The organism is Enterococcus sp. PLH-Efm8 (assembly GCF_053011625.1).
Genome location: NZ_CP172569.1, coordinates 72,624 through 87,452 on the forward strand (window position 1 = coordinate 72,624; position 14,829 = coordinate 87,452).

Annotated in this window: 14 protein-coding genes and 3 pseudogenes; 15 read left to right on the forward strand and 2 right to left on the reverse strand. The window is 36.9% G+C overall.

Annotated features, from left to right (window positions below):
* The first annotated feature begins 310 nt into the window (after positions 1 to 310).
* The 4 genes from ACIFUW_RS14250 to ACIFUW_RS14265 all read left to right on the forward strand — a co-directional run bounded on the left by ACIFUW_RS14250 (position 311) and on the right by ACIFUW_RS14265 (position 4,160).
* On the forward strand, positions 311 to 1,279 hold the full coding sequence (locus tag ACIFUW_RS14250; protein ID WP_002336724.1) for an SIS domain-containing protein: 969 nt from the start codon (positions 311 to 313) through the stop codon (positions 1,277 to 1,279).
* A 10-nt stretch (positions 1,280 to 1,289) separates the two neighbouring features.
* Positions 1,290 to 2,105: a fructoselysine 6-kinase gene (locus ACIFUW_RS14255; protein WP_085803950.1), complete on the forward strand. Its 816-nt coding sequence runs from the start codon at positions 1,290 to 1,292 to the stop codon at positions 2,103 to 2,105.
* A 67-nt stretch (positions 2,106 to 2,172) separates the two neighbouring features.
* Positions 2,173 to 2,883, forward strand: a complete 711-nt coding sequence (locus tag ACIFUW_RS14260; protein ID WP_010729750.1) for a GntR family transcriptional regulator — start codon at positions 2,173 to 2,175, stop codon at positions 2,881 to 2,883.
* A gap of 35 nt (positions 2,884 to 2,918) precedes the next feature.
* The gene (locus ACIFUW_RS14265; protein ID WP_002288620.1) at positions 2,919 to 4,160 is read left to right on the forward strand and encodes an amidohydrolase family protein; all 1,242 of its coding nucleotides are present in this window, start codon (positions 2,919 to 2,921) and stop codon (positions 4,158 to 4,160) included.
* A 57-nt stretch (positions 4,161 to 4,217) separates the two neighbouring features.
* Here the strand turns inward: ACIFUW_RS14265 and ACIFUW_RS14270 are convergent, their stop codons facing one another.
* Positions 4,218 to 5,405, reverse strand: a complete 1,188-nt coding sequence (locus ACIFUW_RS14270) for an IS256-like element IS16 family transposase (protein WP_002296840.1) — start codon at positions 5,403 to 5,405, stop codon at positions 4,218 to 4,220.
* A 157-nt stretch (positions 5,406 to 5,562) separates the two neighbouring features.
* On the opposite strand from ACIFUW_RS14270, the pseudogene ACIFUW_RS14275 reads away from it, so the two are divergent.
* The 8 genes and pseudogenes from ACIFUW_RS14275 to ACIFUW_RS14310 form a co-directional block, all read left to right on the forward strand.
* Positions 5,563 to 5,892, forward strand: a pseudogene (locus ACIFUW_RS14275) (amidohydrolase family protein); the annotation flags it as partial.
* Between the two features lie 47 nt (positions 5,893 to 5,939).
* Positions 5,940 to 7,340, forward strand: a complete 1,401-nt coding sequence (locus ACIFUW_RS14280) for a YfcC family protein (protein ID WP_002298077.1) — start codon at positions 5,940 to 5,942, stop codon at positions 7,338 to 7,340.
* Positions 7,341 to 7,372: 32 nt separating this feature from the next.
* The gene (locus tag ACIFUW_RS14285) at positions 7,373 to 7,540 is read left to right on the forward strand and encodes a hypothetical protein (RefSeq protein ID WP_002322961.1); all 168 of its coding nucleotides are present in this window, start codon (positions 7,373 to 7,375) and stop codon (positions 7,538 to 7,540) included.
* Between the two features lie 53 nt (positions 7,541 to 7,593).
* A pseudogene (locus ACIFUW_RS14290) lies at positions 7,594 to 8,274 on the forward strand (IS6-like element IS1216 family transposase).
* Between the two features lie 131 nt (positions 8,275 to 8,405).
* Positions 8,406 to 9,266 carry a helix-turn-helix domain-containing protein gene (locus ACIFUW_RS14295; RefSeq protein WP_002350223.1) on the forward strand — a complete coding sequence of 287 codons (861 nt, stop codon included), beginning with the start codon at positions 8,406 to 8,408 and terminating at the stop codon, positions 9,264 to 9,266.
* Between the two features lie 420 nt (positions 9,267 to 9,686).
* Positions 9,687 to 10,619 (forward strand): FAD:protein FMN transferase, encoded by a 933-nt coding sequence (locus ACIFUW_RS14300; RefSeq protein ID WP_002350224.1) that lies wholly within the window; start codon positions 9,687 to 9,689, stop codon positions 10,617 to 10,619.
* 48 nt (positions 10,620 to 10,667) lie between these two features.
* Positions 10,668 to 11,273, forward strand: a complete 606-nt coding sequence (locus ACIFUW_RS14305; protein WP_016922376.1) for an NADPH-dependent FMN reductase — start codon at positions 10,668 to 10,670, stop codon at positions 11,271 to 11,273.
* A gap of 19 nt (positions 11,274 to 11,292) precedes the next feature.
* Positions 11,293 to 12,513 carry an NAD(P)H-dependent oxidoreductase gene (locus ACIFUW_RS14310; protein WP_002339142.1) on the forward strand — a complete coding sequence of 407 codons (1,221 nt, stop codon included), beginning with the start codon at positions 11,293 to 11,295 and terminating at the stop codon, positions 12,511 to 12,513.
* A gap of 57 nt (positions 12,514 to 12,570) precedes the next feature.
* Here ACIFUW_RS14310 and ACIFUW_RS14315 read toward each other — a convergent pair whose 3' ends face one another.
* Entirely contained in the window at positions 12,571 to 13,251 is a 681-nt protein-coding gene (locus tag ACIFUW_RS14315; protein ID WP_002336713.1) for an IS6-like element IS1216 family transposase, read from the reverse strand.
* Between the two features lie 68 nt (positions 13,252 to 13,319).
* Between ACIFUW_RS14315 and ACIFUW_RS14320 the strand changes: the two are divergent.
* The 3 genes and pseudogenes from ACIFUW_RS14320 to ACIFUW_RS14330 form a co-directional block, all read left to right on the forward strand.
* Positions 13,320 to 13,604, forward strand: a pseudogene (locus tag ACIFUW_RS14320) (site-specific recombinase); the annotation flags it as partial.
* Between the two features lie 142 nt (positions 13,605 to 13,746).
* Positions 13,747 to 13,968 (forward strand): helix-turn-helix domain-containing protein, encoded by a 222-nt coding sequence (locus ACIFUW_RS14325; protein WP_002331328.1) that lies wholly within the window; start codon positions 13,747 to 13,749, stop codon positions 13,966 to 13,968.
* 15 nt (positions 13,969 to 13,983) lie between these two features.
* The gene (locus ACIFUW_RS14330; protein WP_002342384.1) at positions 13,984 to 14,826 is read left to right on the forward strand and encodes a hypothetical protein; all 843 of its coding nucleotides are present in this window, start codon (positions 13,984 to 13,986) and stop codon (positions 14,824 to 14,826) included.
* Positions 14,827 to 14,829 lie beyond the last annotated feature (3 nt).

Genomic DNA, 14,829 nt, shown 5'->3' on the forward strand with positions numbered 1-14,829 from the left:
TAATTCAACTGTGTGCAAAAACGATTTCTTCTAAACAAATCAAGACAAACTTATAAACCTTCATCCCAGCACCATAATTATTTAAATCATAGGCATTTTTCGAAATTAGTATATGTACTCAAGTTTCACTGCAGATTATTTATATTTTTTAGAGAAATAAATTTTTCCTATTGACAAACACAAAGAAAGCGGATACAATGCAATTATGTCACATGACGTTATATGACGTTATGTGATATCTTTACATTTAATCAGTTACTTTTATTTTGGATAAAATTAACATTTTTAAAATTTTAAGGAGGAAATGTTGATGGATGTAGCAAAAACGGTTAACGCAATTGTAGAAAAAAATGATGGAGAGATTTCTGGAATTTATTTGGTGGCTTGTGGCGGTTCGCTGGTAGATATGTATGTCTCAGATTATTTTCTTAAAGCCGAAGCATCGAAGTGTATTACAGGCTTATATACAGCGAACGAATTTAACCATGTAACCCCAAAGCAATTAGATGATAAATCTGTTGTCATTCTATGTTCTCATGGAGGAAATACAGCAGAAACGGTAAAAGCAGGAGAAGTCGCTCAAGCTAGAGGAGCTGTGACTGTTGGTCTGACTCATAATAAAACTGCGGATTTATTAAAGGTTTCTGATCATAGTTTCCTTTACGAATGGGGAGATGATGCAAAAATAGTCAATAATCCTATGGCCATCATTCTTGATTTAACTGTATCTTTGGTCAATGTTACCGAAACATTTGAACATTACGGTAAATTCAGAGAAGGCATGAAGGTTATCGATACCGTAATTGAAAATGGCATTAAGCAGGTGCAGGATCGTATTAAAGTGTTTGCTGATAAGTACAAAGATGAAACAATGTTTTATATCTTAGGTAGTGGACCATCATATGGACATGCTTATGGTTTTTCAATTTGCTCTTTGATGGAAATGCAATGGCTTGATTCAACTTCTGTTCATTCTGGAGAATTCTTCCATGGACCTTTTGAAGTAACAGACAAAGATACGAATTTTATTCTCTTGATGAGCATTGGACGCACTCGTGCTTTAGATGAACGGGCAAAACGATTCCTTGATAAATATGCAGAAAGAGTAGAAATCGTTGATGCAAAGGAACTAGGATTGGATATGATATCAGATGAAGTTTCTGAATTCTTCAATCCCATTTTATTCTACAGTATTCTTTCAGAATATCGTTCAGCTTTAGCAGATGTACGCAATCATGATTTAGATGTTCGTCGCTATATGGGGAAAGTGGAGTACTAGGAGGATTAAAATGAAGGTATTAGGCTTAGGTGATAACGTCGTCGATAAATATGAAAATCTGGGAATTATGTATCCTGGAGGAAATTCATTGAATTTTGCAGTTTTTGCAAAAAAACTGGGACATGAAAGTAGCTTTATGGGAGTTTTTGGCTCAGATGAGGAGGCAGCTCATGTTTTATCAGCAATAAAAGAAATAGGACTGGACAACAGTCACTCTCGCTTTGAAAAAGGCGAGAATGGCTGTGCCAGAGTGAAGATTGATGAGGGCGACCGGATTTTCCTTGGCAGCAATTCGGGAGGTGTTACTCGTGAATACCCGATTCAGCTTACTGAAGAAGACAGAGAATATTTAAACCAGTTTGAATTGATTCATATGGGATTATATAGCCATGTCAATCATCTATTAGAAGAGTTACAAAATGTTTCTGGAAAGATTTCTTATGATTTTTCTGACGACTTTACGGAAGAAGAGGTTCAGCGGGCAATTGATAAAGTTGATTTTGGCTTCTTTTCTATAGAAGACTTTTCCGATGAAGAAGTAAAGCAGTTTTTGATGAAGCATTTTTGTGAGCGAAATGATGTATTGATTGCAACCCGAGGAGAAAAAACGGCTATTGGTTATGATGGAGCAAAGTTTTATGAAGTGAACCCCGTGCTAGAAGAACCAGTTGATACAATGGCAGCGGGAGCTTCTTTCTTAACAGCTTTCCTACTTTATTTTCTCGAAGGGGACGATATAGTCACCGCGATGAAAAAGGGGAATGAATTTGCTGGGAAGTCTTGTCTGGTTGACGGTTCGTTCGGCTTTGGTATTCATTACGATTGAGCTTGTTTTAAATTCCTGCATTTGATAACCTAAAGAAAGAAATCCCGGTAAAGTGGAGGTTAAAAAAATGCTGGATACAAATGCACAATTACCATTGTACTTACAATTAAAAGAAATATTAAAAAATAAAATCAATACAGGGGAGTATCCCGAGAATACGAAAATTCCCGCTGAATCAGAGCTGATAGAAAGTTATGAGGTCAGCCGAATCACAGTGAGAAAAGCAGTAGAAGAACTGGTAGAAGAAGGGTACCTACTTAAAAAACAAGGGAAAGGAACTTTTGTCAACCGGCATAAAGTTTTTCGTAAAATTGAATATATTATGGGTTTCAGTGAGAGTTGTAAATCTAATGGTTTTACACCGACTAGCATTGTTTTGGAACGCAAGATCATTCCAGCAACTGAAGGGATGGCAAAAAAACTCGATATCGCTCAAGGTGATGATGTTTTATATATCCAGAGAAAGCGAATGGCGGATAACATCCCCATTATGTTAGAAAACAATTATTTTTCTTATGAAAGATATAGTTTCTTAATGGAGGAAGAGCTGACTGATTCTTTGTATGAAGTACTTAAAGTCCAAGGTACCTTAGCCATCAATCCTGGGGAAACTGCACTTGAAATTGTCACAGCTGATGACCAAATTGCCAAAATAATGGAAGTAGCTGTTGGGACGCCCTTTTTCTTTATGGATACTTTAATCAACGATCAAAACAACATACCAATTCATGTAGGTAATCAATATTACCTGGGAGAAGTATATCGTTTTTACTTATGATTTCCTGTTTGGATTTCAAGGAGTAGATTTTATTTATGAAGCAAATATTGCGGTCAAAAATGATTTTTGATGGAGAGCAGCCACCTTTCAAAGGTTATATTGTAATCAATGAAGGGATCATTGAAAAGGTGGAAAACAACTGGAATTACAGTGATCTATTAAATGAAAACACGGAATTAATTGCTTATGATGATCAATTCGTTATGCCAGCAATTCATGATAATCATGTATTTTTCAGTGGTTATTTGGCTATGAATGCTGGCATAGATTTAAGCGATACATCTTCAGCTAACGAGGCTGTAGAGCGTATTAAAGCTGTAATGAACCATAAAAAAGCAGATGAACCAATTTATGCTCATGGCTGGGATGCTGCCCTGTGGAAAACTGACCCATCAGAAGAGCTATTGAATGAAATAAACCACTTTGGTCCAATCACAGCGATCGACAAAAATCGCAGCCATTGTTGGATGAATGCTATTGCTAAGCAGACTTATGGTTTTACAGAAAAAGAAACCAGTGCTGAAAGTCGAGTATTATTAATTAAGGAAATGCTAGCAAACAAAAAGCTTTTAGCAGAGGTTTACGCTGAATTTGAAGCATTACTGCTTTCAAAAGGTGTTATATCAATGAAAGAAATCGTTTTTGATGACGCAGAATTTCTTTCTAATATACCTCAGAGGAAAATACTTAGTAACCTATATGTGCAGGCAGTCCAAGAACCTCTACAGCATGAACTTCTATATGAGTATAAGGAAAAAGTTTTCCCTGAAAAGGTCCGCTTTGGTGGAGTGAAGATCATGGTAGATGGTGTTGTTGCGGATAGAAGTGGAGATATTTACGGTGTTTATCAGTCAGGAGTAGCTTCACCCGAGATTGACTATGAGGCAATTAAAGCAGAAGTTGCTGCATTCAATGAAGTAGAGATTCCTTGCTGTTTGACAACGGAAGGAGATAAAGCGGGTTATAAAGCTGCGTCAATTCTTGTCGAATTTGGAAAGCGGTTACCTGAAGGCGTTTTTAATTCGATTAGTGATTTGGAAATGGTTACTCAAAAGACAGCAGAAAAAATGAACGAAGGACAAGTAGTAGCAGAGGTATATCCACAAATTCTCGGCTTGAATCAAACGTTAGAAGAGGCTTACATGTCAACTGTTATAAAAAATGAGTCAAGTCCACAATCTTGTGTAAAAGTTCAACCTCATCAAAAGCACAATGTTTTGCGTTGTGAACCTAACTGCCATGCCTTTCTTTCTGAGGAGAGAGGTCAGGAGCAGTAGCGCAGCGACTCTTGATGTCTCTCCTCAGAAAGAAGAGACTCGCACAGGTTCATGGTGCTAAATGTTATTCGAATTAAATTCTAAATATTTTCGTGGAGAAGCCAGCCACTCAGTGTCTTTTTCCATCAAAAGTGTTCCAATTATCCGAGTGATGGAATTGATATTTGGAAAAATCCGAATCACTCGTTCTCTCCGGCGAATCTCTTCGTTCAACCGTTCCAACACATTGGTTGTACGAATCCTTCGGCGGATATTTTCAGGAAAAGACAAAATTTGAATAGCATCTTCAAAGCCGTTTTCTAAAATGTCGCAAGCAGCACTTAATTTTGAATCACAACCATATTTTTCCAAGAAGTGCTCTTTTCTTTCACGTGTCAATTCAAGTTCAGAGGCTTTAAAGATACTCTTCAACTCGTCTTTTACATCAGAAGAAACTTTCTTTGGCAGCTTATCAAAAATATTTCTCAAAAAGTGGGCTTGGCATCTTTGCCAGCTCGCACCTAAAAAGTTCTTGCGAACAGCCTTAACTAACCCTTTGTGTGCATCAGAAATGACCAGTTTTACACCGAACAAACCTCGTTGAACGAACGATTGAAAAACGGTATCCCAATTATCTTCCGATTCGCCGTCTTGAACATCAAAACCAAGAATCGTACGTCGTCCATCAGAATCAATGCCGATACCAATATATACACCTTTTGAGACAATACGATGATTTTCCCTTACTTTCATATACAGGGCATCACACATGAAAAATGGATATTCCGAGCCTTCTAGGCTCCGGTTTCTCCACTCAAAAACAAATGGATCCAACTGTTTCATCAGATTTGAAACGAATGATTTAGAAACAGTCGCACCATCCGTTAGCAGTTCAACTGTTTTAGTTACTTTGCGAGTGGAGACACCAGAAATGACCATTTCAATCATGGCAGCGATCAAAGCTTTTTCGCTTCGCTGATATCTTTCAAAGATAGTAGGACTAAACTTACCGTCTCTGGTTCGTGGAACATGAAGTTCTAACGTACCAATTCGAGTTGTAAACGAACGATCGTAGTAACCATTTCTTTGTGATTGCCGTTCTTCTGAACGTTCATAGGCATTTGCCTGAATATATTGATTTCGTTGTTCTTCCATCAGCTGATTAAACATGATAGTCATAAGTGTTTTTGCGGTATCATTCGCACCGCTTTCGTTTATAATTGCTTGAATTTCTTCGCTTTCAAAAGTAAAATGTACTTGAGTCATTGATATCAGTCCTATTCGAGTATGTTTTCTGCAAAAAACATTGTACTCCTAACTGAGATCAATGGCTTTTTTGATGCTTCACTTTTACACAATTATATGGACGTAATCAAAAAATGTTTCCACAGAGGACTTCTTTAATTATTGTCGATTAGAGGAAAGTGGTGTAACAGTCACTAGCGGTACAGATTTACCGCTGTTTATTACTGATATTCCTGAATCGATTATAAGAGCAGTATTCCGTCGTTTTCCTGAAGGAGAAGAAGTCTGGGAGAAAGAAACAAGCTTCACGACAACCGAGCTGCTGAAAAGTTTTACAAGCAACAGCTTCAAAGTAAATGGTTTATCGGAGTACGGAGAAATAAAAGTAGGGAAAAGCGCCAGCTTAGCTGTTTTCAGCGAGGACCTCTGTACTGATGACTGGCAAAAAGTGATGGCTGCGGAAGTTATCGCTACCTATCTTGATGGTGACTTAGTTTACAAGAAATAATGCTTTTCGATATAACGTTATAAAACGAATTAAAGAGAGGTTAAAAAATGGAAACAATGAAAAGAAAATTCACCTTCCCACATAGTTATACATTGATTTTTATCTTAATTATTTTGGCTGCAATTTTAACTTGGATAATTCCTAGTGGTCAGTTTGAGACAGTTGTTGAAAACGTCGCAGGTATGGAAAAAACAACGGTTGTTCCGGGAACCTATCACCAAATCGATAAGGCAGATTATGGACAAGGTTTTTCCTCTATACTAATGGCACCAGCTGAAGGGATTATTTCAGCTGTTGAGGTTGTTGCTTTTGTTCTCATCGTTGGTGGTGCCTTCGGGATTATCCTAAAAACGGGAGCCATCGATCGAGGGCTGTTTACCTTAGCAAAAGTTCTGGGAGACAAGGGGATCTTAGTTATTCCGATGTCGATGATTCTATTCAGCTTAGGAGGATCAACCTTTGGCATGAGCGAGGAAGTCATTCCCTTATTTGCGGTGTTTATTTCTCTGATGTTTTCTCTTGGCTATGATTCCATGACTGCGATCTTGATTCTATTTTTAAGTACACAAGCGGGATATGTTGGGTCGACGATTAATCCCTTCAACGTTTTAATCGCACAGGGAGTAGCTGGCGTTTACGGAAATCCCCTGCTTTGGTTTCGGATGCTATCCTGGATTGTCATTACTGGGATTTCAATTGTTTTCACCATGCTTTATGCTAGCAGAGTCAAAAAGAATCCACTGTCCTCTATTGTTTATGAGAGTGATTTAAAGGTTAAGCATAAGTTTCAAAATTTTGACACTGAAAAAGAGTTTTCAACACAAGATAAACTAATTATCGCCGGTTTTATCGTAGGTTTAGGAATCATGATTTGGGGTATCATTTCCAAGGGATGGTATATGGTTGAAATTTCTGCACTATTCTTAGGATTAGGTCTTTTTGCTGGGGGCATCGCTAGATTTTCTCAAAAGGAAATTGCTGAAGCTTTTGTCGAAGGCTGTTCAGATTTCGCCTATGCTGCTGTAATCATTGGGCTAGCTAGAGGAGTCTTGGTAATCTTGGAAGGTGGAATGATTATTGACACTATTCTAAACAGCTTGGCTAACCTTTTAGGTGGTCTTCCAAAATTCCTGTTCACTACGATTCTACTCATTTCTCAAGTAATTGTTTCCTTTTTTGTTCCATCCTCCTCAGGAGCTGCGGCATTAACGATGCCGGTTATGGCACCATTGGGTGATCTAATGAATGTAAGTCGTGATGTTGTTGTTCTAAGTAACCAGTTTGGAAATGGTTTAATGAATATTATCTCCCCAACTAGTGGTGTATTACTGGCAGGATTAGCCATCGCAGAGATTAATTTCTCTAAATGGTTTAAGGTTGGCTTCAAAATATTTGCCATCTTAACCCTTGTTTCTGCTGTTTTGTTATACATTGCTACACTCTTTTAGTCTTAATCATCCATTAATAGGAGGCAATAGTTATGATTAAAATAAATCAATTAGCAGGAATGAATATCCACTATTTATTTTATTCTCTCAAAGAATTTTTCGCTTATCAACAGAAAATTGGTATTTCTTCTGTTGAACTTTGGGGAGGTGCTCCGCATTTTTTCATAGATGCTTTTACTGGTTCTGTTGCAAAGTTTTAAATCTACTATCAAATAAGGTAGAATAATAGAAAAAGATAGCAGGAGGAATGACGATGAATCATTTTAAAGGAAAGCAATTTCAGCAGGATGTGATTATTGTAGCCGTGGGCTACTATCTTCGTTATAACCTTAGCTATCGTGAAGTTCGAGAAATCTTATATGATCGTGGCATTAACGTTTCTCATACGACGATTTATCGTTGGGTGTAAGAATATGGCAAACTACTCTATCAAATTTGGAAAAAGAAAAATAAAAAATCCTTTTATTCATGGAAAATGGATGAAACGTACATCAAAATTAAAGGAAAATGGCATTATTTGTATCGAGCCATCGATGCAGATGGTTTAACCTTGGATATTTGGTTACGTAAAAAACGGGACACACAAGCAGCCTATGCTTTTCTTAAGCGGTTAGTGAAGCAGTTTGATGAACCGAAGGTTGTAGTCACAGATAAAGCCCCCTCTATTACAAGTGCCTTTAAGAAACTAAAAGAATACGGCTTTTATCAAGGGACAGAACATCGTACCATTAAATACCTGAATAATTTGATTGAACAAGACCATCGTCCAGTAAAGAGACGCAATAAATTCTATCGAAGTTTACGCACTGCCTCTACCACGATTAAAGGCATGGAAGCCATCCGAGGATTATATAAGAAAACCCGAAAAGAAGGCACTCTCTTCGGGTTTTCGGTCTGTACTGAAATCAAGGTATTATTGGGAATCCAAGCTTAAATCATAGATACCGTAAGGGACTTTATTCTTTATTTAAAACTTTGCAACAGAACCTAAAGCATTCCCAAAGAAAACATGCTAAAATCGAGACAGAAATGATTTTCGTGTGAGGTCTGATTGGAGAGAAAATAATGAACATTGAAAAATTTATTACGGCAAGAAAGGCTGCCAACTTATCTCAAAAAGAAGTGTCTGAAGGAATTTGTACACAAGCAACATTAAGTAAATTTGAGAACAATGGTCAAGTCCCTTCGTTAAAAATTTTAATCAAATTATGTAATCGAATCAATCTTCCGTTAGTTGAACTTTTTTCTTCGATGAACGTGATCAATACACAACTTGATGAACAGCTAGAAAAAGCAGAGTTTTCACTGATTACGAGTGAATATGAACAATTGACACAGATTTTAGCAGCCATTGATCCCAAGGTAATTGACGAGTCTGAGCTGATTGCACGTTACTACTATCTAAAAGGATTTGAAATGATTTTTACGAATGCACCAATTACGGATGTGTTGTTCCATTTTGATCAGTTGTTGATGGCAGAAACAGCCAACACGTTGTTTCGTTTATTGGCATATACAGGTATTGGAATGGTCTATGCTAGAGAAAAAGAGTTGGAAAAAGCAGAAGTTTATTTCAATCGAGTGTTTGAAAAAATTTATACGTATCCGATTCGTACAACAGAAGATATCTGGCGGGTGTTAAATATCGTCTTTCATTGTGGTGTTTTTTTTGCGCAAGACGGTGATTTGGAAACAAGTGATGCACTACTAAATTACGCAATCGATATTTGTTCGGATAACCATTTGACTTATTACTTAGCACGAGCTGCTGCCCAATTAGCGAAGAACGCACAGGCTAAAAATAAGTCGAAGGCAGAAGTGCTCGAATTGATTCAAGATGCACTAGCTTTTGCTAAAATTAATAAAAACAAAAAATTAATTGATGAATTAAATCATATGAAAAAAATGATACTATTGATTAACTAAGGAAAAAATACTTATTTTTGTTATGCTAACTTTGAAAAAATTCACCAAAGATGATTAGGGATAGACGGGTATGGCAGCAAGATAGAGTAATAAAATAAAGTCGTAATTATCGTAAAATACGTTACAAAGCATGCTTGATCTCCGTTTGTCGTTGCAGTATTTATTTTAAGTAGGTTAACCATCAAATAGAAAACGATAGTTAGAGGGAAATAAGCAACACACAAAAATGTGTTGTTTGTTTCCCTTATTTGTTTTTTTACAATATAAAATTTTATATTAAAATTACCTTATTATATAAAAAAATATATAAAATCGGTTGACAAATAAATCTAGCAGGCGTATCATCTGGTTGTGAAAACAGTAACAAAAATAAAAACTAATTACTCATGTAATCCGTAGTTCAAGTAAAGAAGGTACAAAATGAATCAGGTGATCGAAGAAACGAAAATCTGGCAAATGATGGGGACAACAATTACATTACAAGTTGGGCATGAAGAGCCTAGTCGATTACTAGCAGAGTTAGGCGAATGGTTGCACGTTTATGAACATCGCTTCAGCGCACATGATGCAACTTCTGAATTAATGGCCATCAATCAAGCTGCTGGACGACAAGCTGTGATTGTACATCCTGAACTTTTTGAGCTCATCAAATTAGGAAAAGCACATAGTTGTGCAAGAAATAGTTATCTGAATATTGCTATTGGTCCGGTTGTACAAAAATGGCACATTGGATTTGAAGATGCATTGGTTCCAACAAAAGCAGAGATAACTGAGTTACTTCTGCTAACGGATCCACACCAAATTCAATTAGATGAAAAAATGAAAACCGTTTTTTTAACCAAACCAGGAATGATGATTGACTTGGGGGCGTTAGCAAAAGGTTACATTGCAGATAAATTAATTACACATTGCCGAGAGCGAAATGCAGCGTTTGCTTTAGTTAACTTAGGAGGAAATATCGTTGTTTTTGGTGAATCACCAAGACGTTCGGATGGTGCTTGGCGTATTGGTTTGCGAAATCCTAAAGGTTCACGTGAAGAGTCGCTTGCGGTGGTTAAACTAAACAACCAATCTTTAGTTACCTCTGGAATCTACGAACGTTATCTACAAAATGGTTCGTCAGTGTATCATCACATCATTGATCCGAAAACTGGCTTTCCAGTTAAAAATGACGTAGCAAGCCTGACGATTTTGTCTGATTCTTCTGTAGATGGAGAAATCTGGACTACACGTTTATTTGGAGCATCTTCTTTAGAAGTGTTGAAAGCGCTTGAAGAACAGCCGGGTATCGAGGGAGCAGTTGTAACAAAAGAGAATCAATTCTTGTATACAAAAGGATTTGAAAAAATTTAGTACGTGCGAACAGTCAGAAATCGATGTTAGAAAGGAAAGAGAATGAAGATGAAATTTATTGGATTAGTAGGAACAAATTCAACGCGGTCAACAAACCGTGAATTATTACAGTTTATGAAAAATTATTTTGTAAATGAGGCAGAAATCGAAATTGTCGAAATCAAGGAGCTGCCACTATTTAACAAACCTGAAAACACAGAACTACCAAATGTTGTTAAAGAAATTGCTGGAAAAATTGAACAAGCAGATGGCGTAATCATCAGCACACCAGAGTATGACCATGCGGTTCCTGCTTCATTGATTAACGCATTAAATTGGCTTTCATATGGTATTTTTCCGTTTGTGGATAAACCAGTGATGATTACCGGAGCGTCTTATGGCACGTTAGGTTCTTCACGCGCACAAGCACATTTGCGCCAAATATTGGATTCACCAGAGTTAAAGGCACGAATTATGCCAAGCTCAGAATTTTTATTGGGTCATTCACTCCAAGCCTTTGATGAGCAAGGACGACTCATTGATGAAGAACAAGTCGCAAAATTACGTGAACTATTCAAAGATTTCTTACTCTTTGTCACAATCACTAGTCAATTGCAACATGCGCACCAAGCAAATAAACGTGAAGCCGAAAGCTTTTCATGGGAAACGATTTAATCGAGGGGAGCAAACAAAGATGAAATTAATAGGTATCGTCGGATCAGCAGCTGAACTTTCATATAACCGTAAATTATTAACATTTATCCAAAAACAATATCATGAACTATTTAATTTAGAAATCATTGAAATCAAAGATTTACCTCTGTTCAATCAAGATGATGATCAAACAAATAGTCCTGCTATTCAACAGCTAAATCGCAAAATCTTAATGGCTGATGGGGTAATTATTGCTACGCCAGAACACAATCATACGGTTCCAGCAGGATTGAAAAGTGCACTTGAATGGCTATCATTTAAAATCCATCCACTTGAAAATAAACCTGTAATGGTTGTGGGTGCTTCTTACTACGATCAAGGAACTTCACGCGCGCAATTACACTTGCGCCAAATTTTGGACGCACCAGGCGTGAATGCATTAGTGATGCCCGGAAATGAATTTTTATTGGGAAAAGCAAAAGAAGCATTTGACCAAGAAGATCGCTTGATTGATCCACGAACTGTTGACTTTTTAGGCAGTACATTAGCAAGTTTTGTAAAATTCATTAAAGTCGTGTCTACCTTAGCAGGGCCTAAAAAGCTTCCACCAGAAGATTTGCATGCGACAGGAACAATTGCTACGACAATACCCGATGTTGATATGTCAGATGATCATTGGTTGGAAAAAGCTTCTGAAGCAGTCGGTGCCGTTTCTGGAAATACTTACGTCAAATTAAATCGTGGGTTATTGACAGTGGATCAAATCAATTACTTTTTAGATTCGATGCCGATGGAATTAACTTTTGCAGATAATAATAACCAATTTTTATATTATAATTTGCGCCAAGAAGCGAAAGAGATGTTAGCTGCTCGTGTGCCCGGTCAGGTAGGGAATCCATTAGCCAACTGTCACCCAGAAAAATCGTATAAAAATGTAGAGTGGGTAATTCAACAACTGCGAAGCGGAGCAACAGATGCGGTACGTGTTCATGTACCAAAACAAGTGCCAGAAAAATATATTGTGCATAATTACCAAGCAATGCATGATGAAAATGGAGAGTATGCTGGAATCAATGAATACATTCTTGATTTCAAACCAATCATTGAGTGGTATTTACAACAAACGGGTCAACAACTTGTTGGAAATGAAGATGCGGTTTCAAGTGCATCTGTTCATGGTGGAAAAACAGATGCAGTAACCAGCGCCAGCACACACGATGAAACTGCAGTAGATGCAGTTTCGAGTGCTTCTGTAAAATAAAAAGGTTCTGTTGCAAAGTTTTAAATAAAGAATAAAGTCCCTTACGGTATCTATGATTTAAGCTGGGATTCCCAATAATACCTTGATTTCAGTACAGACCGAAAACCCGAAGAGAGTGCCTTCTTTTCGGGTTTTCTTATATAATCCTCGGATGGCTTCCATGCCTTTAATCGTGGTAGAGGCAGTGCGTAAACTTCGATAGAATTTATTGCGTCTCTTTACTGGACGATGGTCTTGTTCAATCAAATTATTCAGGTATTTAATGGTACGATGTTCTGTCCCTTGATAAAAGCCGTATTCTTTTAGTTTCTTAAAGGCACTTGTAATAGAGGGGGCTTTATCTGTGACTACAACCTTCGGTTCATCAAACTGCTTCACTAACCGCTTAAGAAAAGCATAGGCTGCTTGTGTGTCCCGTTTTTTACGTAACCAAATATCCAAGGTTAAACCATCTGCATCGATGGCTCGATACAAATAATGCCATTTTCCTTTAATTTTGATGTACGTTTCATCCATTTTCCATGAATAAAAGGATTTTTTATTTTTCTTTTTCCAAATTTGATAGAGTAGTTTGCCATATTCTTGCACCCAACGATAAATCGTCGCATGAGAAACGTTAATGCCACGATCATATAAGATTTCTTGAACTTCACGATAGCTAAGGTTATAACGAAGATAGTAGCCCACGGCTACAATAATCACATCCTGCTGAAATTGCTTTCCTTTAAAATGATTCATCGTCATTCCTCCTGCTATCTTTTTCTATTATTCTACCTTATTTGATAGTAGATTTAAAACTTTGCAACAGAACCAAAGAACTCATCAAGCTGGCTAATAAGGGTCAAGATTATGAACATCTAGCAGATGAGATTGATGAGCTGAGAGACAAGCGACAGCTCCTTTTAGTAGAAGATGCCTCCCTCAGTGGCGAGAACGAGCGAATCAATGAGCTGATTGAATTTATCCGCAAGAACAAATTCCGTACCTTAGAGTACGATGATAAGCTTGTAAGGAAGATAATCCAGAGCGTTACAGTCTATGAAGAACACTTCGTCATATCCTTCAAATCTGGCATCGAAATGGAAATATGAAAACCAGAAGTAAATAGCCCATGATTCTACAGTAGAGTCGTGGGTTTTCTTTTGCTTGCTGATTATAATAATATTTTAATAACTATTGTTATTATAAACCAAATGATTTATAATATTCTTAGCGTAAACTTGGAGGTGCTGTATGACTACGGCAGAAATGATTAAAGAACTGTGTGAGCAAATGAATATAAGTGTTTCCGAACTTGCTAGACGTATTGGACAGACTCCACAGAATTTCAATAAGAAATTACAACGAGAAACGGTAACCTTAGATGAGTTGAAAGCGATTGCTGATGTGCTAGGTGTCAAGTTTGTGCAGGCTTTTATATTGCCTGATGGCAATGAAATAAAGATAGGTAATTAGGAGGTGTAATTTGTATTGAAAATCATAACAATAAATGATGTTGAGTATGCTGTATTTGCTGCTAATGAAGGTACTTCCAAACCACAACCTCATATCATAGAAACGAAATCTGGTACTATTCCAGAAGGAAAACAACTGAGTTTATTAAAAGAATATCTTAAGCAGAATGATATTTCCCCAATAAAAGGAGCAACAACATATTGGTGCATTGACAAGGTTCTTAAGCTTGATTCAAGTAAAGAAAAAACTATAAGTGAAACAATCCATAAACAAAAATACTTATCTTTAACTGAAGAAAATATTGAGAAACAGCATAAGTTTGTAGGTGCAAGCTCTAATTATGGGAAAGAAGGTCTAATAATACATGATGTTTTGAATGCATTTCCTCTTCATAATGATTTAAATACTATTGCGATGAAGATTGCGGTAATTGATGTAACAAATTCAACACATCTTTCTCAATATAAGAGCAGGTTGTCTCTATATGATTTGGCTAAAGTAATTCTGGAGATTCCAAATTTTGATGATCGGTTGGCAAAAGGAGATCCTCAGTTGATAAATATTATCGCAAGGAACATTGGTGCAGTTAATATGTTCTCATTTGCATCCAAGTACTGTACATATCATAATGTGGAAGTGTGTGGGAGAGATGATTACTCCATCTTTGATGGTATCGTTAAAAATACTCTTCCACACTATATCCAAGGACTAACTACGAATAAGATTGATACGTGGCGAAGAAGTTTTGATTACGAGGCATTTAACGAATGTGTTGGAAAACTACTTGATGAAAATAATATACATATTCCTTTTAGAAGAAGAAAGTTAGATCACTTCTTGTGGTATGCGAATAGGTAGAAT